The 20,489-nt window shown below is 66.2% G+C and carries 28 protein-coding genes and 1 tRNA gene; 3 read left to right on the top strand and 26 right to left on the bottom strand.

Features of this window, described 5'->3' with window-relative positions; genetic code table 11:
- Window positions 1-28: 28 nt before the first annotated feature.
- On the bottom strand, window positions 29-1,330 hold the full coding sequence (gene hslU / locus ACI2JO_RS14995; RefSeq protein ID WP_404721423.1) for an ATP-dependent protease ATPase subunit HslU: 1,302 nt from the start codon (window positions 1,328-1,330) through the stop codon (window positions 29-31).
- Window positions 1,331-1,426: 96 nt separating this feature from the next.
- Window positions 1,427-1,969 (bottom strand): ATP-dependent protease subunit HslV, encoded by a 543-nt coding sequence (gene hslV, locus ACI2JO_RS14990; protein ID WP_404721422.1) that lies wholly within the window; start codon window positions 1,967-1,969, stop codon window positions 1,427-1,429.
- A gap of 140 nt (window positions 1,970-2,109) precedes the next feature.
- On the opposite strand from hslV, the gene ACI2JO_RS14985 reads away from it, so the two are divergent.
- Window positions 2,110-2,298 carry a hypothetical protein gene (locus tag ACI2JO_RS14985; protein ID WP_404721421.1) on the top strand — a complete coding sequence of 63 codons (189 nt, stop codon included), beginning with the start codon at window positions 2,110-2,112 and terminating at the stop codon, window positions 2,296-2,298.
- Between the two features lie 118 nt (window positions 2,299-2,416).
- Here ACI2JO_RS14985 and ACI2JO_RS14980 read toward each other — a convergent pair whose 3' ends face one another.
- From ACI2JO_RS14980 to folE, 5 genes are all read right to left on the bottom strand, one after another.
- A complete protein-coding gene (locus tag ACI2JO_RS14980) occupies window positions 2,417-2,824 on the bottom strand; it encodes a 3TM-type holin (protein ID WP_404721420.1) in 408 nt (135 codons plus the stop codon).
- A gap of 2 nt (window positions 2,825-2,826) precedes the next feature.
- Window positions 2,827-3,375: a glycoside hydrolase family 108 protein gene (locus tag ACI2JO_RS14975; RefSeq protein ID WP_404721419.1), complete on the bottom strand. Its 549-nt coding sequence runs from the start codon at window positions 3,373-3,375 to the stop codon at window positions 2,827-2,829.
- 175 nt (window positions 3,376-3,550) lie between these two features.
- Entirely contained in the window at window positions 3,551-3,901 is a 351-nt protein-coding gene (locus tag ACI2JO_RS14970; RefSeq protein ID WP_404721418.1) for a dihydroneopterin aldolase, read from the bottom strand.
- Window positions 3,894-4,622, bottom strand: coding sequence for an SDR family oxidoreductase (locus tag ACI2JO_RS14965; protein WP_404721417.1), 729 nt, complete (start codon window positions 4,620-4,622; stop codon window positions 3,894-3,896). Before ACI2JO_RS14965 ends, ACI2JO_RS14970 begins: the two co-directional genes overlap by 8 nt.
- 5 nt (window positions 4,623-4,627) lie before the next feature.
- Window positions 4,628-5,254, bottom strand: coding sequence for a GTP cyclohydrolase I FolE (gene folE, locus ACI2JO_RS14960; protein WP_404721416.1), 627 nt, complete (start codon window positions 5,252-5,254; stop codon window positions 4,628-4,630).
- A gap of 101 nt (window positions 5,255-5,355) precedes the next feature.
- Here folE and ACI2JO_RS14955 point away from each other — a divergent pair, with 101 nt between their 5' ends.
- The gene (locus ACI2JO_RS14955; protein WP_333915926.1) at window positions 5,356-5,562 is read left to right on the top strand and encodes a DUF2945 domain-containing protein; all 207 of its coding nucleotides are present in this window, start codon (window positions 5,356-5,358) and stop codon (window positions 5,560-5,562) included.
- 45 nt (window positions 5,563-5,607) lie between these two features.
- The gene (locus tag ACI2JO_RS14950; RefSeq protein WP_404721415.1) at window positions 5,608-5,868 is read left to right on the top strand and encodes an SWIB/MDM2 domain-containing protein; all 261 of its coding nucleotides are present in this window, start codon (window positions 5,608-5,610) and stop codon (window positions 5,866-5,868) included.
- A 142-nt stretch (window positions 5,869-6,010) separates the two neighbouring features.
- Here ACI2JO_RS14950 and pncB read toward each other — a convergent pair whose 3' ends face one another.
- The 19 genes from pncB to rpsE form a co-directional block, all read right to left on the bottom strand.
- A complete protein-coding gene (gene pncB, locus ACI2JO_RS14945; RefSeq protein WP_404721414.1) occupies window positions 6,011-7,315 on the bottom strand; it encodes a nicotinate phosphoribosyltransferase in 1,305 nt (434 codons plus the stop codon).
- A gap of 2 nt (window positions 7,316-7,317) precedes the next feature.
- Window positions 7,318-8,601 (bottom strand): Hsp70 family protein, encoded by a 1,284-nt coding sequence (locus ACI2JO_RS14940; RefSeq protein ID WP_404721413.1) that lies wholly within the window; start codon window positions 8,599-8,601, stop codon window positions 7,318-7,320.
- Between the two features lie 20 nt (window positions 8,602-8,621).
- A tRNA-Arg gene (locus ACI2JO_RS14935) sits at window positions 8,622-8,698 on the bottom strand.
- Window positions 8,699-8,749: 51 nt separating this feature from the next.
- A complete protein-coding gene (locus ACI2JO_RS14930; protein WP_404721412.1) occupies window positions 8,750-9,097 on the bottom strand; it encodes an ArsC family reductase in 348 nt (115 codons plus the stop codon).
- Window positions 9,098-9,132: 35 nt separating this feature from the next.
- Complete coding sequence (locus ACI2JO_RS14925) at window positions 9,133-9,447, bottom strand: hypothetical protein (RefSeq protein ID WP_404721411.1); 315 nt, start codon at window positions 9,445-9,447, stop codon at window positions 9,133-9,135.
- Window positions 9,448-9,461: 14 nt separating this feature from the next.
- Complete coding sequence (locus tag ACI2JO_RS14920; protein WP_404721410.1) at window positions 9,462-10,031, bottom strand: hypothetical protein; 570 nt, start codon at window positions 10,029-10,031, stop codon at window positions 9,462-9,464.
- Window positions 10,032-10,358: 327 nt separating this feature from the next.
- Complete coding sequence (guaA, locus tag ACI2JO_RS14915; protein ID WP_404721409.1) at window positions 10,359-11,912, bottom strand: glutamine-hydrolyzing GMP synthase; 1,554 nt, start codon at window positions 11,910-11,912, stop codon at window positions 10,359-10,361.
- A 146-nt stretch (window positions 11,913-12,058) separates the two neighbouring features.
- Window positions 12,059-12,838 carry a type I methionyl aminopeptidase gene (gene map / locus ACI2JO_RS14910; RefSeq protein WP_404721552.1) on the bottom strand — a complete coding sequence of 260 codons (780 nt, stop codon included), beginning with the start codon at window positions 12,836-12,838 and terminating at the stop codon, window positions 12,059-12,061.
- A gap of 5 nt (window positions 12,839-12,843) precedes the next feature.
- The gene (locus tag ACI2JO_RS14905) at window positions 12,844-13,038 is read right to left on the bottom strand and encodes a ParD-like family protein (protein WP_404721408.1); all 195 of its coding nucleotides are present in this window, start codon (window positions 13,036-13,038) and stop codon (window positions 12,844-12,846) included.
- A gap of 250 nt (window positions 13,039-13,288) precedes the next feature.
- Window positions 13,289-13,714 (bottom strand): 50S ribosomal protein L17, encoded by a 426-nt coding sequence (rplQ, locus tag ACI2JO_RS14900; RefSeq protein ID WP_159754625.1) that lies wholly within the window; start codon window positions 13,712-13,714, stop codon window positions 13,289-13,291.
- Between the two features lie 258 nt (window positions 13,715-13,972).
- On the bottom strand, window positions 13,973-15,037 hold the full coding sequence (locus ACI2JO_RS14895) for a DNA-directed RNA polymerase subunit alpha (protein WP_404721407.1): 1,065 nt from the start codon (window positions 15,035-15,037) through the stop codon (window positions 13,973-13,975).
- Between the two features lie 94 nt (window positions 15,038-15,131).
- Window positions 15,132-15,521 carry a 30S ribosomal protein S11 gene (gene rpsK / locus ACI2JO_RS14890; protein ID WP_019516037.1) on the bottom strand — a complete coding sequence of 130 codons (390 nt, stop codon included), beginning with the start codon at window positions 15,519-15,521 and terminating at the stop codon, window positions 15,132-15,134.
- 83 nt (window positions 15,522-15,604) lie between these two features.
- Window positions 15,605-15,973, bottom strand: coding sequence for a 30S ribosomal protein S13 (gene rpsM / locus ACI2JO_RS14885; RefSeq protein ID WP_056637528.1), 369 nt, complete (start codon window positions 15,971-15,973; stop codon window positions 15,605-15,607).
- Between the two features lie 165 nt (window positions 15,974-16,138).
- Window positions 16,139-16,396 carry a hypothetical protein gene (locus ACI2JO_RS14880; protein WP_404721406.1) on the bottom strand — a complete coding sequence of 86 codons (258 nt, stop codon included), beginning with the start codon at window positions 16,394-16,396 and terminating at the stop codon, window positions 16,139-16,141.
- A 242-nt stretch (window positions 16,397-16,638) separates the two neighbouring features.
- Entirely contained in the window at window positions 16,639-17,295 is a 657-nt protein-coding gene (locus ACI2JO_RS14875) for an adenylate kinase (protein ID WP_404721405.1), read from the bottom strand.
- 43 nt (window positions 17,296-17,338) lie between these two features.
- Window positions 17,339-18,685 (bottom strand): preprotein translocase subunit SecY, encoded by a 1,347-nt coding sequence (secY, locus tag ACI2JO_RS14870; protein ID WP_335307503.1) that lies wholly within the window; start codon window positions 18,683-18,685, stop codon window positions 17,339-17,341.
- Window positions 18,686-18,901: 216 nt separating this feature from the next.
- Window positions 18,902-19,423 carry a 50S ribosomal protein L15 gene (rplO, locus tag ACI2JO_RS14865; RefSeq protein WP_404721404.1) on the bottom strand — a complete coding sequence of 174 codons (522 nt, stop codon included), beginning with the start codon at window positions 19,421-19,423 and terminating at the stop codon, window positions 18,902-18,904.
- 96 nt (window positions 19,424-19,519) lie between these two features.
- Window positions 19,520-19,699, bottom strand: a complete 180-nt coding sequence (rpmD, locus tag ACI2JO_RS14860; RefSeq protein WP_028966606.1) for a 50S ribosomal protein L30 — start codon at window positions 19,697-19,699, stop codon at window positions 19,520-19,522.
- 6 nt (window positions 19,700-19,705) lie between these two features.
- Window positions 19,706-20,488 (bottom strand): 30S ribosomal protein S5, encoded by a 783-nt coding sequence (gene rpsE / locus ACI2JO_RS14855; RefSeq protein ID WP_404721403.1) that lies wholly within the window; start codon window positions 20,486-20,488, stop codon window positions 19,706-19,708.
- Between the last annotated feature and the right edge of the window lies 1 nt (window position 20,489).

The following is a 20,489-nucleotide window of genomic DNA, read 5'->3' as shown; positions in this document are numbered from 1 at the left end:
CCCCAGCGATCACTGAGGCTGACCTAGATTAGAGGACGAAGCGACTCAAGTCGGAGTTGCGGGCGACGCCGGACAGTTGCGCCTCGACATAAGCGGCATCGACGACTACCGCCGCGCCCTGCCGATCCTCTGCATCGAAGCTGACCTCCTCGAGCAATTTCTCCATGACGGTCTGGAGACGGCGGGCGCCGATATTCTCGATCTCGCCGTTCACCTCCGCCGCAATCTTGGCAATCGCGCGGATGCCGTCGTCGGTGAAGCTGACGTTGACGCCCTCGGTGGCGATCAGCGCCTTGTATTGCGCGGGCAACGACGCCTTGGTGTCCGACAGGATCGCGACGAAATCGTCCTCGGTCAGCCCCTTCAGCTCGACGCGGATCGGCAGGCGGCCCTGAAGTTCGGGCAGCAGGTCGCTGGGCTTGGCGACGTGGAACGCGCCGCTGGCGATGAACAGGATATGGTCGGTCTTCATCGGGCCGTATTTGGTCGAAACGGTCGTGCCCTCGATCAGCGGCAACAGGTCGCGCTGGACGCCTTCACGGCTGACCGAGCCGCCGCGCACGTCGCTGACCGCGATCTTGTCGATCTCGTCGAGAAAGACGATGCCATTTTCCTCGGCGTCCTGCAGCGCGATGCGGCTGACCTCGTCCTGATCGAGCCGCTTGTCCGCCTCTTCCTCGACCAGTTTCTCCCAGGCAGCGGGGACGAGCAACTTGCGGCGCTGCTTGGGCCCGCCGCCGAACGCCTTGCCCATCATCTCGCTGAGATTGATCATCCCGACCGAGCCCTGCCCGCCGGGCAGCTCGAACGGCATCGCCGGTGCCTGTTGCAGCTCGAGTTCGACTTCCTTGTCGGCGAGATGCCCGTCGCGGAAGCGCTGTCGGAAGCTCTCGCGCGTCGCCTGGCTGGCGTCCTTGCCGACCAAAGCGTCGAGCAACCGGTCCATCGCCGCGGCCTCGGCCTTGTCCCTCACCGCAACGCGGCGGCGTTCCTTTTCCAGCCGCACCGCCTCCTCGACGAGATCGCGTGCGATCTGCTCGACGTCCCGGCCGACATAGCCGACCTCGGTGAACTTGGTCGCCTCGACCTTGACGAACGGCGCGTCGGCCAGCTTGGCGAGGCGGCGGCTGATCTCGGTCTTGCCGCAGCCGGTCGGCCCGATCATCAGGATGTTCTTGGGCGTCACCTCGTCGCGCAGATCGGGCGCGAGCTGCTGGCGGCGCCAGCGGTTGCGCAGCGCGACGGCGACCGCGCGCTTGGCGTCCTGCTGCCCGATGATGTGGGCGTCGAGCGCGGCGACGATCGCCTTGGGAGTGAGATTATCATTCATGGTGTTTCAAAGCCTTGGTCGGCGAATGTTGTGAATGTTGAGACGCGGATGAGGTGAGCCGTCGCCCCTAGCTGCGCAGGGGTGACGGCATCCGGATCACGTCGTGCTGTCCAGCGTCTCGATCGTGACGCGGTCGTTGGTGTAGACGCAGACCTCGGCGGCGATCTTCATCGCCTTGCGGCACAGCACCTCGGCGTCATTCTCATATTCGACCAGAGCACGCGCCGCGGCGAGCGCATAGTTGCCGCCCGAGCCGATCGCGGCAACCCCGGCCTCGGGCTCCAGCACGTCGCCGTTGCCGGTGAGGATCAGCGTCACTTCCTTGTCGGCGACGATCATCATCGCCTCCAGATTGCGAAGATATTTGTCGGTGCGCCAGTCCTTGGCCAGCTCGACCGCGGCGCGCATCAGGTGATAGCCGTGGCGCTCCAGCTTTGCCTCCAGCCGCTCGAACAGGGTGAAGGCGTCGGCGGTGGCGCCCGCGAAGCCGGCGATGACCTTGCCGTCTCCAAGCGTGCGGACCTTGCGCGCATTGGGCTTCATCACGGTCTGCCCCATCGAGACCTGGCCGTCGCCGATCACGACAACCTTGCCGCCGCGCCGTACCGAAAGAATGGTGGTGCCATGCCAGACCGGCATGGAGGAGGAATCGTTAACGCTCATAGGCGCAGGATTTGGGGCGCGGATGTGTCCCAGGCAAGGGCAATGAAAGTTTGCACGCCGGCGATGGTATCGCCACGAACGAACGACCATATGACGCGCGGAGAGTGAGTGCGTCGATGATAACCGATAAAGATCGCTTGTATTTTCAGACGCGTGCCGAAGCCGAATTGCGGCTGGCCGCGGAGGCGGAAGACCCGGTGGTGTGCCAGGCGCATTATGCGATGGCGACCGAATATCTGGAGGCCGCGCATGGCGCGAGCATGCGGTTGCCCCCCGACCCGCAGCGGCTGGCGCGCTCGGGATAACGGGTCTTCTTCCGCCGTCATCCCCGCAGAGGCGGGGATCCAGACGCGCTGCCGCCACGCCTCTATCGAGACGACATGGGTTCTGGATTCCCGCCCTCGCGGTAATGACGGTCAAGGACTATTTCGCCTTGGCCTTCCCCCATTCGCGCGCGACGGTGTAGCCGAGATAGCCAGTCGCGAAGAGCGTGTAGAGCGGCTCGGGCAGGCCCGACAAATAGGCGTTCATCGCCTGCGCGATCGCCGCCGCCGCCTGCGGGCGGACGGCGGCGATCAGGCCCATCGGGATGCTCCACAGCAGCAGCGCATACATGACGTAGAGGAAGCCCGGCCGCGCGCGGCTGGTCCACGGATCGGTCGCCTGTGCCTCGGCGAGAATCGCGGCCATCTGCGTCTTGACGCGTTCCAGCTCCTGCGTGCCCTCCATCCGCAACAGCTCGCGCTGTGCCGCCTCACGAGCGCGAGGATCGGGGATCAGCTTGTCGAGCAGCCCGGCGACGGGCGCGATGATCGAATCGAGTACCGGCATCCTCAGCGCTCCGTGCCGCCGACGCGGTTGGCGAGCCAGCCATAGAGGAAGGCTTCGTTGGCGGGACGATGCTCGGCGAGCGACAGGTAGCGTTCGCCCTGCAACGCCTCGACCGCGCGGATCAGCACCGTCTCGGCGGTGTTGCCACGCATTTTGAGGAAGCGGCTCAGCGCGTCGAGCGTCTGCGCGCCGATCCGACCGTCGCAGTCGAGGTCGGGATAGTCGCGGCCGCCACGGTTCAGCGCGGAAAGTGCGCGTTGCAGGAAGGTCGCGGCGACCGCCGGCCCCATGTTGACCGCAGTGTCGAACAATTCGGCCGCCAGGCGCGGGGCGAGCGCGGCGATGCGGTCGAAGCCGGGGGCGGCCCAATAGAGGCGACGGTAGATCGCGACCGCCGCCGGGCGCGCGAAATGCTGCATGTCGCCGCTATAGCCGTTGGCGCGCGCGACCGCCTCGGTGATGCCGAAACGCGTCGCGCCGCCGCGGTCAGCTGGGTGGTTCACATACCCGCCCTCGCGGTCGATCACCGCGTCGATGAGGTCGTCGATCATGGTTGACGTTCTCCTTGGTTGGATGGAGAACGTATCAGGAACGAGGCTGTGTAGGACAGGGTGTCACCCCCTCATTCCCGCGCAGGCGAGAACCCGGAACCTCGGACGTTTGCGCCCCTATCGACGGATTTGCGCGTCTGGATTCCCGCCTTCGCGGGAATGACGGTGTTGGCCGTTACCGCACCCTCACGATCTCACAGCCGACGCGCGCGTCAGGGTAGACGTCGGGCTTCATCGAGCGCACCCGCACCTCGCGAACGCGCGGATCGGCAAGGCAGAAGGCGGCGATGCGCTCGACCAGCGTCTCCTGCAACGCAAAGCCGTCGCCCGCCGCCAGCGCCTGAATGCCGTCGCGGATCGTGTCGTAATCGAGCACCTCGGCGATCGTGTCCGCACCCGGCGTCTGCGGGTAATCGACCATCAGCCATACCGAAACCAGCACGCGCTGCGGCGCGGCCTCGTGCGGGTGGATGCCGAGCCGCATCTGCACCGCGAGATCGTCGAGGATGATCGCATAGTCAGCCATGATCGGTTCCGAACATCACATCACGCGGACTCTTCACGAAGCGCTGCCCGCAATCCACGAAGATGTTCTGTCCGGTGACGCTGCGCGCCTGCAGCAGCCAGACGACCGCTTCGGCGACCGCCTGCTCGCCGACCGGGCGCTGCAACAGATTGGCGCGCGCCACCTCGTCAAAGTCGGCGTCGGTCTGATCACCGCTCGGCAGCGTCAGCCCGGGTGAAACCGCGTTGACGCGGACGCGCGGCGCAAAGGCCTGCGCCATCAACACGGTCGCCTGCGCGAGCGCGGCCTTGGTGAGCGTGTAAGTGTAGAAGTCGGGGTTGGGATTGGCGAGCTTCTGGTCCAGCAGGTTGACCACCGCGCCCTCGCGCCCCTGCCCCGCCAGCGCAGCGGCGAGCAGCGACGGCGCGACGACGTTGACTGCATGGAGCCGCGCGGCGAGCGTCGCATCCGGGGTGGTGGGCGAATCATAGTCGAACAGCGAGGCGCTGTTGACCAGCCCGTCGATCGCGCCCCCTTGGCAGGCGCGGGCGAACAGCGCGCGGATGTCGGCGAGATCGGAGAGGTCGCCCTGCACCGCCGCTCCGCCCAGTTCGGCGGCCAGCGCCTCGGCCTCCTGCTGCGACGTGCCGTAGTGGATTACGGGCTCATGCCCCGCCGCCGCGACCGCGCGCGCGATCGCCGCGCCGAGCCGCTTCGCGCCCCCGGTCACCAGCACCCGCATCGCGGTCAGGCGAGCCCCATGAGCGACAGCACTTCCTTGCGGCTGCGGTCATCGTCGCGGAACACGCCCATCATCCGGCTCGTCACCATGTTGACGCCGGAGGTGCGCACGCCGCGCGCGGTCATGCAGGCGTGGCTCGCCTCGATCACCACCGCGACGCCCAGCGGCCTGAGCCCGTTCCAGATGCAGTCGGCGACCTCGGCGGTCAGCCGCTCCTGCACCTGCAACCGTCGCGCATAGCCATGGAGCACGCGCGCCAGCTTCGAGATGCCGACGACATGGTTGCGCGGCAAATAGGCGATGTGCGCCTTGCCGATGATCGGTGCCATGTGATGCTCGCAATGCGACTGGAACGGAATGTCCTTCAGCAACACGATCTCGTCATAGCCGCCGACTTCCTCGAACACCCGCGACAGATGGACCCCGGGATCTTCTCCGTAGCCGGCGCAATATTCCTTCCACGCCCGCGCCACCCGCTTCGGGGTGTCGACCAGTCCTTCGCGCGCCGGATCGTCACCGGCCCAGCGCAGCAGCGTCCGCACCGCTTCCGCCACGTCGTCGGGGACCGCGATCTTGCCGTCTTCCGCCACCAGATCGCCGTCGCCGGGCGTCGCCTGACCCTTGTCGTTCATCATGTCCTCGTTCGTATCGACGCCGGCTGTAGCATGAATTGATCCAGCGCAACCTGTCATGTCCTTCGCGGGTTGCATCCCGGCAACGAAGGAGACGGACGATGGCGGATAATCTGAAGAAGGGTGACGACGTGACCTGGAAGTCGCACGGCGGCACCGCACACGGCACGGTCGAGAAGAAGCTGACGTCCGAAACCTCGATCAAGGGCCACAAGGTCAAGGCGTCGAAGGATGACCCGCAATATCTCGTGGAGAGTGACAACGGCGGAAAGGCGGCGCACAAGCCCGCTGCGCTGAAAAAGGCGTGATTCTGTGCGCGGTCCGCTCGGGCCGGCGCAAAGGGAAGGATTACAATGGCTACCACCCCAAAGACCGGCGGTATTCACGCCCCCGTTCAGCCCTCGGCTGAGCTGGGCGCGGTCGTCGGCAACGAGAAGCTGCCGCGCAGCCAGGTTATCAGCAAGGTTTGGGACTATATCAAGTCGAACAACCTGCAGAACCCGGAAAACAAGCGCGAGATCCTGGCTGACGACAAGCTGAAGAAGGTGTTCGGCAAGGACAAGTGCACGATGTTCGAGATGAACAAGTACATCTCGCAGCACGTGAAGGCTTGACGCTTCTCGACTGACACGACGCGCCGCTGCCCAGAACCGGCGGCGCGTTTGTTTCTAAAGTCCACCGTTCGCCCTGGGCTTGTCGAAGGGCGTGCCGTTGGGACACGAGCTTCGACGGGCTCAGCACGAACGGTAAGCTGTTTTACACCGCCACCGGAACCGCTGCGCGCGCCTCGTCGCCGAACACGCGGAGATAGCGGGCGATTTCCTCGGGCGTTCCGGTCGCCTTGGCGGGATTGTCGGACAGTTTGACCGCCGGATGCCCGTCGGCGCTCACCACCTTGCAGACCAGCGAGATCGGCTCCAGCCCGCTCGCGTCATCCGGGTCGCAGCCGCGGAAGTCGTTGGTGAGATTCGTGCCCCAGCCAAAGCTCATCCGCACCCGGCCGCGGAAATGGCGATAGGTCGCCTCGATCGAGGCAGTGTCCATGCCATCGGAGAAGATCAGCAGCTTTTCGCGCGGGTCGCGACCGTGCGTTTTCCACCACGCGATGATCCGCTCGCCCGCCTCGATCGGCGGCGCGCTGTCGGGGCGGAAGCCGGTCCAGTCCGCCACCCAGTCGGGCGCGTCGCGCAGGAAGGCGGCGGTGCCGAACGCATCGGGCAAGGCGATCAGCAAATTGCCGCCATAGGCCTGCCGCCATTCGTCGAGTACCCGATACGGCGCCTCGGCGAGCGCGGCATCGTCGGGCGCGAGCGCAGCGGCGACCATCGGCAGCTCGTGCGCATTGGTGCCGATCGCCTCCAGATCGTGATCCATCGCGAGCAGCACGTTCGACGTGCCGATGAAGCGCTTGCCCAGCCCCTCCTTGAGCGCCTCGACGCACCAGCGCTGCCACAGGAAACCGTGGCGGCGGCGCGTGCCGAAGTCCGACAGCGCGAGGTCGGGCAGGTCTTGCAACCGTTCGACCTTCTCCCACAATTTCGCCTTGGCGCGCGCATAGAGCACGTCGAGCGTGAAGCGCCCCTTGCCGCGCAGCGCCGCGCGGGCGCGCAGCTCGTTGACGATCGCGAGCGCGGGGATCTCCCACATCGTCGTGCACATCCACGGGCCGTCGAAATGCAGCTCGAACTGGCCGTCGACGCTGCGCAACTCGTAGTCCGGAAGGCGGAAGTCGGCGAGCCAGGCGAGGAAATCGGGCGCGAACATCCGCGCCTCGCCATAGAAGCTGTTGCCCGCCAGCCAGATCAACTCCTTCTTGGTGAAGCGTAGCCCCCGCGCATGATCGAGGTGCGCGCGCAATTCGGCTTCGTCGATCACCTCGGCCAGCCGGACGCTGCGGGTGCGGTTGATGAGCGCGAAGGTGGCGTGGGTATGGCGATGCCGCCGCCAGATCAGCTGGAGCATCAGCAGCTTGTAGAAATCGGTATCGAGCAGGCTGCGCACGATCGGGTCGAGCCGCCAGTTATGATCCCAGGTACGCGTTGCGATGTCGGTATAGACCATCGTCACGCCTCCCAGGGCGTGATGTCGGGCTCGGCACCGATCAGCGCGAGGCCGTGCGCGATCGAGGTCAGCTCGCCGCCGGTGGCGATCCGATCCGCGCCGAAGCGGCGGCCGAAGATCGCGCGGATCGCCGGGATCAACGACGACCCGCCGGTCAGGAACACGCGGTCGATCGCGCCGGCCTCCACCCCGCCGCGCGTCAAGGCGGCGTCGAGTGCGGCCTCGATGCGGACGAGATCGTCGGCGATCCAGCGCTCGAAATCGGCGCGCGTAACGTCGGCGGCGATGCGGATCCCGCCGCCCTCGAACGCGAATTCGGCATGATCGGCGCTCGACAGCGCGCGCTTGAGCCGGCCGACCGCGTCATAGAGCGGGAAGCCCTGCTCCTCCTCGACCAAGGCGATCATCCGCCCGATCGCATCGGGATCGAGCGCGTCGCGTTGCAGCTTGCGCAATTCCTCAAGCGTGCGGCGATTGCGCATCATCGCCAGCCGCGACCAGTCCGCGACGTCGTTGAAGAAGCCGCCGGGGATGTCGAGCACCTTGCCGAACGAGCGATATTGCCCGCCCTTGCCCAGCAGCGGCAGCACCAGCTGCGAGACGATCCGTTGGTCGAAGCGGTCGCCGGCGATCCCGACGCCGGTCGAGGCAAGTGGGACGCAGCGCCGCTCCGCCCCCGGTGCGGCGACGCGCACCAGCGAGAAGTCGGTCGTCCCGCCGCCGAAATCGGCGACGAGAATCGTCGCCGGCTCGGTCAGCCGCGCCGCGAAACTGTGCGCCGCGCCGAGCGGTTCGTAGACATAATGGACCTCGGCGCCGAACTCGCGCAGCATCAGGTCGTAGCGGGCCCTCGCCAGCGCCTCATCGGGGCGCGCACCGGCATATTCGACCGGCCGTCCGACGATCACGCGCGCGGGGCGATCGTCGAGCTGCCCGCCGGCATGGCGCACCAGCTTCTGGAGCAGCAGCCGCCCGAGATCCTCGAAGCGCATCTGGCGGTTGAAGATCGTCGTCCGCTCGAATAACGGGCTGGCGGCGACGGTCTTGAACGACTGGACGAAGCGGCTGTCGAGCGGTGCCTCCAGATATTCGGCGATCGCCCACGGCCCCGCCTCGCTGGCAACGCCGTTCCAGCCTTGTTCGTCCTCCCAGAAGCACAAGGCCGAGCGGAAAACCGCGCCGGTCGCTTCCTTGCCGGTGAACTCGACCAGCCGCGCGTCATCGTCCTCGGCGAGCGCGACGACGGTGTTGGTGGTGCCGAAATCGAGGCCGAGCGCACGCGCCACGTCTTGCTCCGTCGCAGGTGTGGTGCCCCCGGCGAGATTCGAACTCACGGCCTGCGGTTTAGGAAACCGTCGCTCTATCCTGCTGAGCTACGGGGGCACGGGCGGTTTTCCTAGGTTTCCGCGCGCGCGCGGTCAACGACGAAGCGGATCAGCCGAACAGTGCGGCATAGCGTTCCGGCTTGAAGCCGACCTCGATGCGCTCACCATCGACAAGCACCGGGCGCTTGATCGTGGACGGGTGCGCGATCATCAGCGCGCGCGCTTTCGCGGTATCGAGGTCGGCCTTGTCGGCGTCGGGCAGCTTGCGAAAGGTGGTGCCGGCACGATTGAGCAGCGGCTCCCAGCCGAGCTGCCTTATCCATGCGTCGAGCGCTGCTTCGTCGACGTCAGACTTTTTGTAGTCGTGGAACGTGTAGGCGATATCGCGGTCAGCGAGCCAGGTGCGCGCCTTTTTGACGGTGTCGCAATTGGGGATGCCGTAGAGGGTAACGGGCATGAGGGTTCGATCCGTGCACATGGGGAGATCGCCGGCTAGCGGCGCGCGGAAGGCAGCGCGGCGAAATTGATCTTCTTGAACCCCGCCGTCTGCAACGTATAGATCAAGCCGGCGACGCACCGCCACGGCGTCTCGACCGTCTTCGTGGCGACCTGTGCCTCGGGCGTCTTCCGCACCCTTGCACGGGCAATTTCCAGCAGTTCGGCATTGGTGAGGTCACGTCCCTCGAACGTGGTGATGCACGTTGCGCCTGTTTCGCGCAGCGCGACATCGAACCGCGTGCCGGCGGCCGGTGCAGCACAGCCAAGGGTCAAACCGCACAAGGAGACGATCGGACACCATGATCGCATCGTCCACATGCCGGCTAGCGCCGCTGCGGCGTCACGAGCTGACGCACCATGCGGATCTCGGTCGCAAAGCCCGGTTTCACGGGTGTGCTGCGAATCAGGTAGATCGCTTCCGCCGTGCCGCCGGCGCCCTGCTTCTGGACACCGCTGGCCTGCGAGCGAATGTCGCCGACCGCGAAGGTCTGCGGCGGCAGTGTGAGGAACCCGCCGCCGCTGCGTGCCTGCGCCGCGGTGAGCAGTTGCTGCCACTTGCCCTCGTCGATCACGCCGTCGGTATTGGTCATGCGCACCGCACAGGAGCGGATCGGCGGCGCCTCCAGCGTCACGACGATCCGGCTGGTGCCTGCGGGCATGATCCAGCCGCGCCCGGGATCATCCTTGAGATAGGTGCGCAGTTCGGCCGGGCTCAACGTGCGGACGCCGGGGAGCTTTGCCATCGCGGTCGCGATCCGCCCCTCGTCGGGGAAGACTCGTCCACAGATCATGTCGAACAGCGCCATCTGCCCCTGCCCGCGGAACGACGGCGTGTCGGGGAGGTGCGGCGCGGGCGCGGCTTGCAGGGCGAGCGACAGGAGGGCGGCGATCATCAACTATTCCATCGTGGTCGCGGCGATTGTGGCACGGTTGGAAGGCCGCGACCACCATGCCGTCATTGCGAGCGTGGCGAAGCAATTCAGCGCCGGACCACGACGCGCCCTGGATTTCTTCGCTACGCTCGCAAAGGCGGATGGGCTTTACGCTGAACGGCGTTGCCTATTCATTATCCTGCCACATCAACCGTTCCGGCTCAGCGGCATCTTGCGATTTCGAAAATGAGGCCGCGACTCTGCCACGTCAGCGCTCGTGGCCCATCGGCGTCTTGCGACGCCAAATGACCCGGTCGCGATTCCGCCCCACGGGATCGCGAGTCCGGATCATTCCCACTCGATCGTGCCGGGCGGCTTGGAGGTGTAGTCGTAGGTGACGCGGTTGACGCCCTTCACCTCGTTGATGATCCGCGTCGCGACCCGCGGCAGGAAGCCCCCCGGGAACTCGAACGCCTCCGCGGTCATGCCGTCGACCGAGGTGACCGCGCGCAGCGCCAGCACGCTGTCATAGGTTCGTCCGTCGCCCATCACTCCCACCGAGCGCACCGGCAGCAGCACCGCGAACGCCTGCCAAATCGTGTCGTACAGCCCGGCGTTGCGGATTTCCTCGAGATAGATCGCATCGGCCTTGCGCAGGATGTCGCAACGCTCGCGCGTCACCTCGCCGGGGATGCGGATCGCGAGGCCCGGGCCCGGGAACGGATGGCGGTTGACGAACACCTCGGGCAGCCCCAGCTCGCGGCCGAGCGCGCGGACCTCGTCCTTGAACAATTCGCGCAGCGGCTCGACCAGCTTCATGTTCATCCGCTCGGGCAGCCCGCCGACATTGTGGTGGCTCTTGATCGTCACCGACGGGCCGCCGGTGAAGCTGACGCTCTCGATCACGTCCGGGTAGAGCGTGCCCTGCGCGAGGAAGTCCGCGCCGCCGATCTTCTTCGCCTCGGCCTCGAAGACGTCGATGAAGGTCTTGCCGATGAACTTGCGCTTCGCCTCCGGGTCGGTGACGCCGGCCAGCCCGTCCATGAACAGATCCTGGGCCTGCACGTGCACCAACGGGATGTTATAGGCGCCGCGGAACAGGCCGACGACCTGCTCGGCCTCGCCCTCGCGCAGGATGCCGCCGTCGACGAACACGCAGGTCAGCTGCTCGCCGATCGCCTCGTGGATCAGCACCGCCGCGACTGCCGAGTCGACGCCGCCCGATAGGCCGCAGATCACGCGCTTGTCACCAACCTGCGCGCGGATCTCGGCGATCTTGACGCTGCGGAACTCGGCCATCGTCCAGTCGCCCGCCAGCCCGCAGACGTGACGCGCGAAATTGGCGATCAGCTTCGCACCGTCGGGGGTGTGGACGACCTCGGGGTGGAACTGCATGCCGTAGAAGCGCCGCGCCTCGTCGGCGGTGATCGCGAACGGCGCGCCGGGCGACGAGGCGACGGGCGCGAAGCCGGGGGCGAGCCCCGCGACATGATCGCCGTGGCTCATCCACACCTGATGCTTCTCGCCGGCCTGCCATAGTCCATCGAACAGCGCGCAGGTCTGGTCGACCTGAACGAACGCCAGCCCGAACTCGCCCGACATGCCCTTTTCGACGCGTCCGCCAAGCTGGGTGTTCATCACCTGCTGTCCGTAGCAGATGCCGAGCACGGGGACGCCCGCGTCGAAGATCTCCTGCGGCGCGCGCGGGCTGTTCGCATCGACCACCGACGCCGGGCCGCCCGACAGGATCACGCCCTTCGGCTTCAGCCGCGCGAACGCCTCGGCGGCGGACTGGAAGGGCGCGACCTCGCTATAGACCCCCGCCTCGCGCACGCGACGCGCGATCAGCTGGGTCACCTGGCTGCCGAAATCGACGATGAGGATGTTGTCGGGATGCTCCATGGCGGGCCTGTAGCGGGATGGCGCGCGAGGGGAAAGAGGGAGCATCTTCGCCGTCATCCCGGACTTGATCCGGGGTTCCGCTTCTTACTTCCGACAGCAGGAAGAAGAAGCGAGGCCGCGGATCAAATCCGGGGCGACGTACGCTTTCAGGCGCGAACCTCCTTCGGCACCGCCTCGCCTTCGCGCAGCGTCAGCACCTCGACGCCGGTCGCGGTCACTGCCACCGTATGCTCGAATTGTGCGGAGAGCTTGCCGTCGCCGGTGACGACCGTCCAGCCGTCGTCGCGTGTCGCGACCTTGCGGGTGCCCTGATTGACCATGGGTTCGACCGTGAAGGTCATGCCTTCGCGCAGCACCGGGCCGGTGCCGGGGCGACCGTAGTTGAGCACCTCGGGCGCCTCGTGCATCTCGCGCCCGATGCCGTGCCCGCAGAAGTCGCGTACCACCGAATAGCCGTGCTGCTTGGCATGGCGGTCGATCGCCGCGCCGACATCGCCGAGCCGCGCGCCGGCGCGGACCTGCGCGATCCCCTTCCACATCGCCTCCTGCGCGACGCGCACAAGCCGGCGTGCAGCGGGCGCGACCTCGCCGACCAGATAGGTCTTGCTGGAGTCGGCGATGAAGCCGTTCTTCTCGAGCGTGATATCGAGATTGACGATGTCGCCGTCGCGGATCACGTCGGCGTCTGACGGTACGCCATGACAGACGACCTGATTGATCGAGCTGTTGAGCACGAACGCGAAGTCATACTGCCCCTTGCTGGCGGGACGCGCGTGCAGCTCGTCGACGATATAGCGTTCGACCCGATCGTTGATCGCGAGCGTCGACTGGCCGGCGAGCGTCTCGCGATCGAGCATCGTGAACACCTGCGCGAGCAGCCGGCCGGACTCGCGCATCAGCGCCAGCTCGTCGGGGGTCTTGAGGATCGGGGTCATGCGGCGGTCGCGATCGGGACGGCAGCGCGCTCGCGGGCGACGATCTCGCTGAACGACAGGGTCGGGTTGGCCTCCGCGAGCATCCCGATCTTCATCCAGAACTCGGCCTGCGCATTGATCGAGCGGCACATCACCGCGCTGGCGCGGCGCGCTTCCTCGTGGAGCAGGTCGTCGATCTTCACAATGCCCACACAGCTTCTCCACGGAGTTATCAACATACGAAGTGTATATGAAGTGGATGGTTGATTGTCACCTCACCCGTCATTCCCGCGGAAGCGGGAATCCAGACGCACGATCCTCACGCTTCTACCGAGACGGCGTGGGTTCTGGATTCCCGCCTTCGCGGAAATGACGGACCGAGGCAGGTCCGCAAACCCGAGACAAACGAAAAAGGCCGCCCCGTTGCCGGAGCGGCCTGTACGTTTCAGCGCGGTCGCCCGATCAGGCGGCGGCGTCGAAATCCTCGTCGTCGTTCATGACCGGACCCGAGTCCTGACCCTTGGCCGAGACGTCGCGGTCGACGAACTCGATGATCGCCATCGGCGAGGCGTCCGACGCGCGGATGCCGGCCTTGATGATGCGGGTGTAGCCGCCGTTGCGGTCGGCGTAGCGCTTGGCGAGCACGTCGAACAGCTTGACGAGCTGCGCATCGTCGAGCAGCCGGGCGTGCGCCAGACGGCGGTTGGACAGGCCGCCCTTCTTGCCGAGCGTCACCAGCTTCTCGATGTACGGACGCAGTTCCTTCGCCTTGGCGACGGTGGTGGTGATCTGCTCATGCTTGATGAGCGCGGCCGACATGTTGCGGAACAGCGCGATGCGATGTGCCGAGGTCCGCTGGAGCTTACGACCGCCTACACGATGGCGCATGATAGTCTTCCTTCTCGTTCGTCAGGGGGCCGTTCGACGGAACCCCGGGACAGGTGAGGACGGTGGCTCACCCGGATTGCCGTCGCCCCTGCGGAGGCAGGGGCCCATGTCTGGTCCGGCATTCGGCACGCCGGTTGTTTTTGGCAGGAGGCGGCCGGGTGGCGCCGCGGCGAAGCCGCGTCGTCGGTCGGGGCGGCTTGCCGCCTCGCCGGCCGGGCTTATGCCGTCTCGCGCGTAGCATCGCTACGCGCGTGCGGCTCAGCCCATAATCTCCTGCTCGAGCTTCTTGGCGACTTCCTCGATGTTCTCGGGCGGCCAGCCGGGGATTTCCATCCCGAGCCGCAGCCCCATCGACGACAGCACTTCCTTGATCTCGTTGAGCGACTTGCGGCCGAAGTTCGGCGTGCGCAGCATCTCGGCCTCGGTCTTGCCGACCAGATCGCCGATATAGATGATGTTGTCGTTCTTGAGGCAGTTCGCCGAACGGACCGACAGTTCCAGCTCGTCGACCTTCTTGAGCAGGTAACGGTTGATCTGCGCGGTGTCGCTCGGTGCTTCGCCACCCGTCGCCGCCGGGGCGGCAACGCCAATCGGCGCCGACCGCGTAACCGACGAATCGTCGAAGTGCACGAACAGCGCAAGCTGGTCCTGGAGAATGCGACCGGCATAGCCGACCGCGTCTTCCGGGGTCACGGTGCCGTCGGTCTCGATCGTCAGCGTCAGCTTGTCGTAGTCAAGGTCCTGCCCGACGCGGGTCGGGTCGACCTTGTACGACACCTGGCGTACCGGCGAGTAGAGCGCGTCGACCGGGATCAGCCCGATCGGCGCATCCGCCGGACGGTTGTTGACCGCCGCGACATAGCCCTTCCCGACATCAGCGGTCAGTTCCATGTTGAACGTCGCGCCGTCGTCGAGATGGCAGATGACCAGCTCGGGGTTCATCACTTCGATGTCACCCGACACCGCGATGTCGCCCGCCTTCACCTCGGCCGGGCCGGTGGCGGAAAGCTGGAGGCGCTTCGGGCCTTCGCCCTGCATGCGGATCGCGATCTGCTTCACGTTCAGGACGATGTCGGTAACGTCCTCGCGAACGCCCGCCAGCGAGCTGAACTCGTGGAGCACGTTCTCGATCTTGATCGAGGTCACCGCCGCGCCCTGCAGCGACGACAGCAATACGCGCCGCAGCGCGTTGCCCAGCGTCAGGCCGAAGCCCCGCTCCAGCGGCTCGGCGACGAAGGTCGCCTTGCGCTTGCCGTCACCGCTCTTCTTCTCGAGCTGGTTGGGCTTCTTCAGTTCTTGCCAGTTCTTTGCGTTGACAGACAAGCTCTCGTCCCCTGGGGTTGGGCCGGACGCGGGGGACGCGTACGGCCGGGTAATGAACGTGGCCACTCGTCAGCGGCCACGCGAAGCGCAATCGTCAGACGCGACGGCGCTTGGACGGGCGGACGCCGTTGTGCGGGATCGAGGTCACGTCGCGAATCGACGTGATCTGGAAACCGACCGCCTGCAGCGCGCGAAGCGCCGATTCGCGACCCGAACCCGGACCCTTGACCTCGACCTCGAGCGTGCGGACGCCGTGCTCGGCGGCCTTCTTGCCCGCGTCCTCGGCCGCGACCTGCGCCGCATACGGGGTCGACTTGCGGCTGCCCTTGAACCCCATCATGCCGGCCGACGACCAGCTGATCGCATTGCCCTGCGCATCGGTGATGGTGATCATGGTGTTGTTGAAGCTGGCGTTCACGTGCGCGACGCCTGCGGTGATGTTCTTGCGCTCGCGCCGACGGATGCGCTGCGGTGCCTGTGCCATATGGTATTCCTGACCTTATCTTACAACGCGGCCGGGAGGGGTGAACCTGCAACCGGCCAACGGAGAGGAAGAAGCGCTGGCGCTTACTTCTTCTTGCCGGCGATCGGCTTCGCCTTGCCCTTGCGGGTACGCGCGTTGGTGTGCGTGCGCTGACCGCGGACCGGCAGGCCCTTGCGGTGACGCAGGCCGCGATAGCAGGCCAGATCCATCAGGCGCTTGATGTTCATCGCGGTCTCGCGACGCAGATCACCCTCGACCGTGTGGTCGGCGTCGATCGTCTCACGGATCTGCAGCACTTCCTGATCGCTCAGGTCCTGCACGCGGCGATCGGCGGCGATGTTCAGCTTCGTGGTGATTTCCAGCGCCTTGGCCGGACCGATGCCGTGGATATAGGTCAGCGCGATCAGAACGCGCTTGTTGGTCGGGATATTGACACCCGCGATACGTGCCATGAAACTTTTCTCCTGTGCTCCACGGGGTGCGGCATGGCTGCCACGCATCCCATCTCGTCGCATTGCAACTCCGCCCCGCCTCCTCCCAATGCCCTGCCCGCAAACGCAGGCAGAACGGCAGCACAAAATGGCCGCCGGGACTCGGTGGTTAGGAAGGAGAAGCCGTTAGGCGGGCGGTAACGTTGTGTCAAGCGAGCGGTTCCGCTCGAACCGCCGCAACTGCGCCCAGCGTCGCAATGCCACACCGAACCATGCCAGCTCGACGAGCCCGAACGGCCACGCACCTTGCAGGAATCCATATGCCGATCCCATCAGGCAGCCAATCGCGAACAGCAGCGTCCAGAACGCCGCGCGCGCCTCCAGCGCGTAGCAGAGCAAAGTGAAACTGACGGCGAACAGGCCGAAAATGCTGAGCGCATCCATGCGCGGCCTTGTGTCGCAGATATCCTGCCAGGGCCACCCCGCAGCGGTCAAAAAAGGAGAGGCCGGCGGAGGACAGGGAACCTCCGCCGGCCATCGCCGCCCTTCGGGAGTTCAGGCGACGATCAATACCGTCGCCTCGGGGAGAGGATCGACGGGGCAGCGTTGCACGTCGCTGCCGACCCGATCGTCTCTACATCCCCTCACCCCACGATCGCCTTACACGACCATGAACTTTCCGTCACTTATCGCTCGGGCGTCACCTTCAGGATCGACTCGATCTCCGCGGCGACGGCGTCCATCGGGCCCATGCCGTTGACCCGCGAAACCAGCCCACGCGCCTCGTAGATCGGAATGATCGGCGCAGTCTTGGCGCGATATTCGCCCATCCGGGTCCGCACCGTTTCCTCGTTGTCGTCGGGACGACGCTTGAACTCATGGCCGCCACATACGTCGCAGGTGCCCTCGACCGCCGGCTGCTTGAACCGGTCGTGATAACCCGCCCCGCAGTTGCCGCAGGTGAAGCGTCCGACGATCCGCTCGACAAGCGCATCCTCGTCGACCTCCAGTTCGATGACCGCGTCGAGCTTCTGCCCGCGCTCGTCGAGCAGCAGGTCCAGCGCATCAGCCTGCGCGGCGGTGCGCGGATACCCGTCGAAGATCGCTCCGCTTGCGGTGCCGGCGTCGAGCCGCTCGCCGATCAACGCGGAAACGATGGCATCACTGACCAGCTCGCCGGCCTCCATCACCGCCTTGGCCTGCAGGCCGACCGGCGTGCCCGCCTTCACCGCGGCACGCAGCATGTCACCGGTCGACAATTGCACCATCCCGTGATGCTCGACCAACCGTTGCGCCTGGGTTCCCTTGCCCGCCCCCGGCGGCCCCAGCAGAATGATGTTCACCGAACTCTCCCCGTTGCGCCCGTCCCTGCCGGGCGTCTTTGCCTCAGCGACGGCGCGCGCCTTTCAGCTTCGCCTTCTTGATGAGATCGCCATATTGATGCGCGAGCAGGTGCGACTGGATCTGCGTCACCGTGTCCATCGTCACGTTGACGACGATCAGCAGGCTGGTGCCGCCCAGGTAGAAGGGGATCGACAGCGCCGACACCAGATATTCCGGCACCACGCAGATGAAGGTCAGGTACGCCGCGCCAATCACGGTGATGCGGGTCAGCACGTAATCGAAATAGCTCTCGGTGTTCTTGCCCGGACGGATGCCCGGGATGAAACCGCCATAGCGCTTCAGGTTCTCGGCCGTCTCCTCGGGGTTGAAGACCACCGCGGTGTAGAAGAACGAGAAGAAGATAATGCCGGCCGAATACAGCAGCATGTAGATCGGCGAGCCGTGCTGGAGGTACTGGTTCAGCCCGATCAGGATGTCGCCGAAGCGGCTCTCGCCCGCGACGCGATTGCCCGCGAACTGCGTGATCGTCAGCGGCAACAGCAGCAGCGACGAGGCGAAGATCGGGGGGATAACGCCCGCGGTGTTGATCTTGAGCGGCAGGTGGCTGCGATCGGCCTGCATCCCGCGCTGCGTCTGGCGCTTGGGATATTGGATCAGGATGCGGCGCTGCGCACGCTCCATGAAACAGATCAACAGGATAAGCCCGACCACCACGACGATGATCGCGATGATCGACACCGCGCTGGTCGACCCCGAGCGGCCACCTTCGAGCAGGTTGAGCAGCGTCGTCGGCAGATGCGCGACGATGCCGGCCATGATGATCAGCGAGACGCCGTTGCCAATGCCGCGGCTGGTGATCTGCTCACCCAGCCACATCAGGAACATCGTCCCGCCGATCAGCGAGATCACCGCGCCGACGCGGAACAGCATTCCCGGCTCGATCACCGCGCCACCGGCCTCCAGCCCGCGCGCGATGAAATAGCCCTGCACCGCGGTCAGCCCGACGGTGCCGTAGCGGGTATACTGGTTGAGCTTCTTGCGGCCCGATTCGCCTTCCTTCTTGATCGCGGCGAGCTGCGGGCTCAGCGAGGTCGCGAGCTGCACGACGATCGACGCCGTAATGTACGGCATCACGCCCAGCGCGATCAGCGACGCGCGCGACAGCGAGCCGCCCGAGAAGGTGTTGAAGAAGTCGAGCACGCCGCCCTTCATCCGCTCGGCCAGCACCCCAAGCTGCGTCGGGTCGATCCCGGGCAGCGGAACGTAGCTGAGCAGACGGAAAACGATCAGCGCGCCGATCGTGAACCACAGTCGCTTCTTGAGGTCGGTAGCCTGCGAAAATTTCGCGAGGCTGATGCTCTGCGCCATCTGGTCGGCTGCGGATGCCATCGTGTCGGTGTATCCTGGAAACGAAGAACGGCGGGATGCGTTTATACCGCCCCGCCGCTCATATAGGCGCTTGGCACGCCTTGTCTAACCCGGTGAGGCGCGAACGGCGGGAAAGCCGGTAATCGGGCCGTCCCGCGCGCACGATTGCCGTGCACCACCGGCCCGGAAACGAAGAAGGGGCGCGGACCCAGCCCGCGCCCCTTCCCTGATTCGGCGTTACGCCTGCTTGCGTGCGGCCTGCGCGGTGCGGTGCTTGGCCTTGGCCTTGTCCGCGGCCGGCACGATCTCCGGCACGGTGACCGAGCCACCTGCCTTTTCGACCGCTTCGCGCGCCGACGACGACACGCCCGCGACCGTGAAGTTCAGCTTCGCCGAATACTCGCCCTTGGCGAGCAGACGGACGCCGTCCTTGCCACCACGCGCCAGGCCAGCGGCCTTCAACGCGGCGTGGTCGATGTCGGTGCCGGTCAGCTTGCCCGAATCGATCGCCTTCTGGATCGCGCCCAGGTTCACCTCGGCATAATCCTTGGCGAAGATGTTGTTGAAGCCGCGCTTCGGCAGACGCATGTGGAGCGGCATCTGGCCGCCCTCGAAACCGGCAATCGACACGCCTTCGCGGCTCTTCTGACCCTTGACGCCACGGCCGCCGGTCTTGCCCTTGCCCGAGCCGATACCGCGCCCGACACGGATCTTGCGATGACGGGCGCCCTGGTTGTCGCTGAGTTCGTTGAGCTTCATGTTATGCACTCGCTTTCGCTTTTTACGCGCTGAAATAAGGAAGGGGGCCGGTTAGCCCCCTTCCCGTGTCTTGTCATCACCGAAGTGACGAAGGGCTCAGCCCTCCACCACCTCGACCATGTGCTGCACCTTGCGGATCATGCCGCGGACCGACTCGGTATCCTCGAGCTCGGACACCTTGTGCATCTTGTTGAGGCCCAGCCCGACGAGGGTCGCGCGCTGGTCCTTGGTGCGCCGGATCGGCGATCCGGTCTGCTTCACCTTGATGGTTGCCATGTCGCCTTACTCCACCACGGCCGCGGCATCCGCCTCGGCGGTCTGCGCATCGGCACCGTGCGCACGGCCCAACAGGTCGGCAATCTTCTTGCCGCGACGCTGCGCCACCGACTTCGGCGAGGTCTGGCTGCCCAGCGCCTCGAACGTCGCACGGATCATGTTGTACGGGTTCGACGTACCGACCGATTTGGTCACGACGTCGTGCACGCCCAGGCTCTCGAAGACGGCACGCATCGGGCCGCCCGCGATGATCCCGGTGCCCTGCGGCGCCGAGCGGACGGTGACGCGACCGGCACCGAAGTGGCCGTTGCCGTCATGGTGCAGCGTGCGACCTTCCTTGAGCGGAACGCGCAGCATCTTCTTCTTGGCAGCGGCGGTCGCCTTCGAGATCGCCTCCGGCACTTCGCGTGCCTTGCCATGACCGAAGCCGACGCGGCCCTTGCCGTCGCCCACGACGACCAGCGCCGCGAAGCCGAAGCGCTTGCCGCCCTTCACCGTCTTGGAGACGCGGTTGATGTGGACCAGCTTCTCGATCAGCTCTTCGCCGCCGTCGTCCTGGCCACCGCGCCGATCGTCACGACGACCACCGCGGCCATCACGGCCACCGCCACGATTGCCGCCGGGGCCACCGCGACCACCGCCGCCGCCCGGGCCGCCGCGGCCACGGCCGCCACGTGCGCCGCGCTCACCGCCGCCCTGATAGCCACCACCGGCGTTGCCGTCCTGCGGCGCTGCGGCGGGAGCTTCGTTCTCCGCAGCCTGCGGCTGCTGGTTGTTCTCGTCAGCCATG

The organism is Sphingomonas sp. NPDC079357 (assembly GCF_044901155.1).
Lineage (GTDB): Bacteria > Pseudomonadota > Alphaproteobacteria > Sphingomonadales > Sphingomonadaceae > Sphingomonas.
This window is presented reverse-complemented; position numbering and strand designations above follow the sequence as displayed.

Bases quoted from the DNA above. Each gene is read 5' to 3' on its own strand.
- hslU (WP_404721423.1), bottom strand. From the start codon at position 1,330: ATGAATGATAATCTCACTCCCAAGGCGATCGTCGCCGCGCTCGACGCC.
- hslV (WP_404721422.1), bottom strand. From the start codon at position 1,969: ATGCCGGTCTGGCATGGCACCACCATTCTTTCGGTACGGCGCGGCGGC.
- ACI2JO_RS14985 (WP_404721421.1), top strand. From the start codon at position 2,110: ATGATAACCGATAAAGATCGCTTGTATTTTCAGACGCGTGCCGAAGCC.
- ACI2JO_RS14980 (WP_404721420.1), bottom strand. From the start codon at position 2,824: ATGCCGGTACTCGATTCGATCATCGCGCCCGTCGCCGGGCTGCTCGAC.
- ACI2JO_RS14975 (WP_404721419.1), bottom strand. From the start codon at position 3,375: ATGATCGACGACCTCATCGACGCGGTGATCGACCGCGAGGGCGGGTAT.
- ACI2JO_RS14970 (WP_404721418.1), bottom strand. From the start codon at position 3,901: ATGGCTGACTATGCGATCATCCTCGACGATCTCGCGGTGCAGATGCGG.
- ACI2JO_RS14965 (WP_404721417.1), bottom strand. From the start codon at position 4,622: ATGCGGGTGCTGGTGACCGGGGGCGCGAAGCGGCTCGGCGCGGCGATC.
- folE (WP_404721416.1), bottom strand. From the start codon at position 5,254: ATGAACGACAAGGGTCAGGCGACGCCCGGCGACGGCGATCTGGTGGCG.
- ACI2JO_RS14955 (WP_333915926.1), top strand. From the start codon at position 5,356: ATGGCGGATAATCTGAAGAAGGGTGACGACGTGACCTGGAAGTCGCAC.
- ACI2JO_RS14950 (WP_404721415.1), top strand. From the start codon at position 5,608: ATGGCTACCACCCCAAAGACCGGCGGTATTCACGCCCCCGTTCAGCCC.
- pncB (WP_404721414.1), bottom strand. From the start codon at position 7,315: ATGGTCTATACCGACATCGCAACGCGTACCTGGGATCATAACTGGCGG.
- ACI2JO_RS14930 (WP_404721412.1), bottom strand. From the start codon at position 9,097: ATGCCCGTTACCCTCTACGGCATCCCCAATTGCGACACCGTCAAAAAG.
- ACI2JO_RS14925 (WP_404721411.1), bottom strand. From the start codon at position 9,447: ATGCGATCATGGTGTCCGATCGTCTCCTTGTGCGGTTTGACCCTTGGC.
- ACI2JO_RS14920 (WP_404721410.1), bottom strand. From the start codon at position 10,031: ATGATCGCCGCCCTCCTGTCGCTCGCCCTGCAAGCCGCGCCCGCGCCG.
- guaA (WP_404721409.1), bottom strand. From the start codon at position 11,912: ATGGAGCATCCCGACAACATCCTCATCGTCGATTTCGGCAGCCAGGTG.
- rplQ (WP_159754625.1), bottom strand. From the start codon at position 13,714: ATGCGCCATCGTGTAGGCGGTCGTAAGCTCCAGCGGACCTCGGCACAT.
- rpsK (WP_019516037.1), bottom strand. From the start codon at position 15,521: ATGGCACAGGCACCGCAGCGCATCCGTCGGCGCGAGCGCAAGAACATC.
- rpsM (WP_056637528.1), bottom strand. From the start codon at position 15,973: ATGGCACGTATCGCGGGTGTCAATATCCCGACCAACAAGCGCGTTCTG.
- ACI2JO_RS14880 (WP_404721406.1), bottom strand. From the start codon at position 16,396: ATGGATGCGCTCAGCATTTTCGGCCTGTTCGCCGTCAGTTTCACTTTG.
- secY (WP_335307503.1), bottom strand. From the start codon at position 18,685: ATGGCATCCGCAGCCGACCAGATGGCGCAGAGCATCAGCCTCGCGAAA.
- rplO (WP_404721404.1), bottom strand. From the start codon at position 19,423: ATGAAGCTCAACGAACTCAGCGACAACCAGGGCGCCCGTCATCGCAAG.
- rpmD (WP_028966606.1), bottom strand. From the start codon at position 19,699: ATGGCAACCATCAAGGTGAAGCAGACCGGATCGCCGATCCGGCGCACC.
- rpsE (WP_404721403.1), bottom strand. From the start codon at position 20,488: ATGGCTGACGAGAACAACCAGCAGCCGCAGGCTGCGGAGAACGAAGCT.